This is a genomic window from Desulfogranum japonicum DSM 18378, assembly GCF_000429945.1.
In the GTDB taxonomy this organism is placed as follows: domain Bacteria; phylum Desulfobacterota; class Desulfobulbia; order Desulfobulbales; family Desulfobulbaceae; genus Desulfogranum; species Desulfogranum japonicum.
On the sequence record NZ_AUCV01000109.1, the window covers coordinates 1 to 2,523 of the forward strand.

Sequence of the window (2,523 nt, forward strand, 5' to 3'; positions counted from 1 at the left end):
GCTACGGCTCGGTAGCTCATGGGAACCGCCAAGTGCGGACCCGCTTGCTTGGTGGTGTGGGGGCTGGGGGAGAGATTCCCCCGGCTACCCGATTATGTGATTATTTTAATTCAAATATTCCGTTTCCTGCGAAAGGAACGAATTTTTGAGATATTGAATCTTTTACTACAATTGAAATGTGAACCTTATTATTTTGCGTATCAATATACACCCAACCTTTATATTCGGCACCTGGAAGGAACTCATTCCATTCAAGTATTTCATCTGTAGTGATATATTTATTAAACTCTTCAACGACTAGATGCCCGTACCAAATTTTAAATCCCAGCTTTTCTTTAATATAAAGACCTGGACCCATTTTAGAATCTATTGACTTCATCATGCTTGGATCAGGATTGTTTAAGTAATATATTTTATTTGCAAAGCAATCCGTTGGCAAAAGATAAAATAATAAAACAAATATGATAGATAGGATCGGTTTTTTCATTTTTTTCACATAACGTTGAGTTCTACGGAAGCCGGGCTTTTTCCGGCTTCCGTAGAAACGATTTGTTAAATGCTTTATCTATTCTTCTTCGTCCCCGTACAAAAGATTACTAAGTTCCTCTGGAGATAGTCGTTTTACTACTCTTTCAAAATTTCGATCATACTTCCTATCATTTGGTTCAGTATTTTTCTGTGCTTTTCTTCCATATTGACGATCAAAGACGCCAATCTTTGCTTCAAGCTCTTTTTGGCGTTTAGTCTTTTTCATGCAGTTCTATCTTTTTTACATTTAACGTGGAATTCACTGGCCCGCGCTGTTTGCGGGTCCAGTGGAATGCCTGGTTGTGTGGAATTTTATTAAATATTCTATTTCTTTATTGCTGATTCCCTTTACACGATTAACCTTCCAGAAGTCACCTTTAGAGAACGAAGCATACCAGGGGAGAATAGAGTCTTCTTGTGCAATATATACCATGAGACTTCCCTTGGAATTTTTAATAGAATTGGAAGATACCCATATGAAAACACCTGACTTTGAAAAACTCTCAACTCGATTTTGTATATTTAAATGGCTAGATCGTCTATAGCTTGAGTGGATATTGTTTTTTAATTTTGCTCTTTCATTTTTGAAATACTGTTGGCTCAATATTCTTTTTGGTGAAAATGGAGGAAACGTTACTTTTTCTTGGTGAAATTCTTTTTTTGCATTTTCAATAAATGCATGACCATCTCTAGGTAAACCAACTCCTCTTTCTGGAAACTCAACCACTCCTACGCCAGAAAATTTTAACCACTTGTGATCAAACCAATTATCTATTCGAACTATATAGATTTCATTTGGATAATAATGGTTTACTAAGTTCGATAATACATTATTTGCAAATTCGATAAATTGTGGATCATCTGTATTGTCTTTACGTATATCCATTTCTTTTTTTGCACACAACAAGCAGTTATGAAGTTTCTCGATAACACACCCTGTTCACAAGCTGGCAATTTCGGTCTACGTGCAAGTGCTAGCACATGATCCGGAATTGCCCTTGATCCAACTCATTTGAAACTCTGCGTGTAATCGACCAGTTAACGAGCTAGTTCTATAAAACAACTTGACTCAAGCTTTGTCAATTTATAAAGTAATCGTGCTCGATAACAGACATTTTTTGTATATTATAAAGTTTCTTTTTAGCTGCATGAGACCTGTACGCTAATCTACTTCGTACCTACCAGGAGCAGTTACACAAATCCCGGATTGATAGCACATACCATACTTACTTTCTGAAATGGTTCCGTTACTACTATGACTTTTGTTTACAATATTTTTTTGAGGGGACAGACCTTAAAGCTCGAGTCTCTATCAGGGAGAAATTGCGCAGTAAAGGGCAGGCCCCCGACCTGGTCAGGCAAGCTGATGAAGCGGTAGATATCTATCTGCAATTTGTCCGGGCTCGATTCAACGGACCAGCAGGTTCCTTTCTGGAGGACAAGGGAGGAACCCTGCCAATACAATGAAAGAAAGTCGTCTGCCCAGCGCAAGAGGTAAACCTGACGGAAAGACTGGGGAAAATAGTTCATCACAACCAGCCGCCGTGAAGAACGTATCACTGCAACACAACCCAGTTAAAAGCAGGGTAAGCAATACGCCAGTTCCGGCAACAGGTACTGAAGCTGACTGGACTAATCTCTACGATGATTTGCGCTCTGCTATCCAGGTGAAGCCCAATAGATCGAAAAAACATGTTAAGGATGGATTATGGCGCTCAATTTAACAAAAGAATGTGAAAGGGGTCCAAAGACTTGGGACCGAAATACATGGAAAGAATCAGCGGAAACAAAATTGTTTTTCCAATGTAAGGCCGTAATTACGACAGTTTCCTAATGCAAAGGAATGTGTCCAATCTGCGCATGATTTCTACGGTTGTTTTAGATAGTGTCGTCAAATTTATCTAACCCCCATGACAAGGACAAGTAGTCACAACGAAGCATGAAACTTGAGTGTTGAAATAGAGGGCGAGTCATAGCTATCCTATATCCTTCTGA

General features: G+C 38.9%; 5 protein-coding genes. 2 read left to right on the plus strand and 3 right to left on the minus strand.

Annotated elements, in window-relative coordinates:
• Positions 1 to 100 precede the first annotated feature (100 nt).
• From G493_RS0122470 to G493_RS0122480, 3 genes are all read right to left on the minus strand, one after another.
• Positions 101 to 487: a hypothetical protein gene (locus tag G493_RS0122470; protein WP_028582160.1), complete on the minus strand. Its 387-nt coding sequence runs from the start codon at positions 485 to 487 to the stop codon at positions 101 to 103.
• A 78-nt stretch (positions 488 to 565) separates the two neighbouring features.
• Positions 566 to 754 carry a hypothetical protein gene (locus G493_RS0122475; protein ID WP_028582161.1) on the minus strand — a complete coding sequence of 63 codons (189 nt, stop codon included), beginning with the start codon at positions 752 to 754 and terminating at the stop codon, positions 566 to 568.
• Positions 755 to 787: 33 nt separating this feature from the next.
• A complete protein-coding gene (locus G493_RS0122480; protein ID WP_028582162.1) occupies positions 788 to 1,414 on the minus strand; it encodes a hypothetical protein in 627 nt (208 codons plus the stop codon).
• Between the two features lie 437 nt (positions 1,415 to 1,851).
• Here G493_RS0122480 and G493_RS33620 point away from each other — a divergent pair, with 437 nt between their 5' ends.
• Together G493_RS33620 and G493_RS0122490 are read left to right on the plus strand one after the other, a co-directional pair.
• The gene (locus G493_RS33620; RefSeq protein ID WP_153306643.1) at positions 1,852 to 1,995 is read left to right on the plus strand and encodes a hypothetical protein; all 144 of its coding nucleotides are present in this window, start codon (positions 1,852 to 1,854) and stop codon (positions 1,993 to 1,995) included.
• Positions 1,992 to 2,252 carry a hypothetical protein gene (locus G493_RS0122490; RefSeq protein WP_028582163.1) on the plus strand — a complete coding sequence of 87 codons (261 nt, stop codon included), beginning with the start codon at positions 1,992 to 1,994 and terminating at the stop codon, positions 2,250 to 2,252. Before G493_RS33620 ends, G493_RS0122490 begins: the two co-directional genes overlap by 4 nt.
• Positions 2,253 to 2,523 lie beyond the last annotated feature (271 nt).

Bases quoted from the DNA above. Each gene is read 5' to 3' on its own strand.
- G493_RS0122470 (WP_028582160.1), bottom strand. From the start codon at position 487: ATGAAAAAACCGATCCTATCTATCATATTTGTTTTATTATTTTATCTT.
- G493_RS0122475 (WP_028582161.1), bottom strand. From the start codon at position 754: ATGAAAAAGACTAAACGCCAAAAAGAGCTTGAAGCAAAGATTGGCGTC.
- G493_RS0122480 (WP_028582162.1), bottom strand. From the start codon at position 1,414: ATGGATATACGTAAAGACAATACAGATGATCCACAATTTATCGAATTT.
- G493_RS0122490 (WP_028582163.1), top strand. From the start codon at position 1,992: ATGAAAGAAAGTCGTCTGCCCAGCGCAAGAGGTAAACCTGACGGAAAG.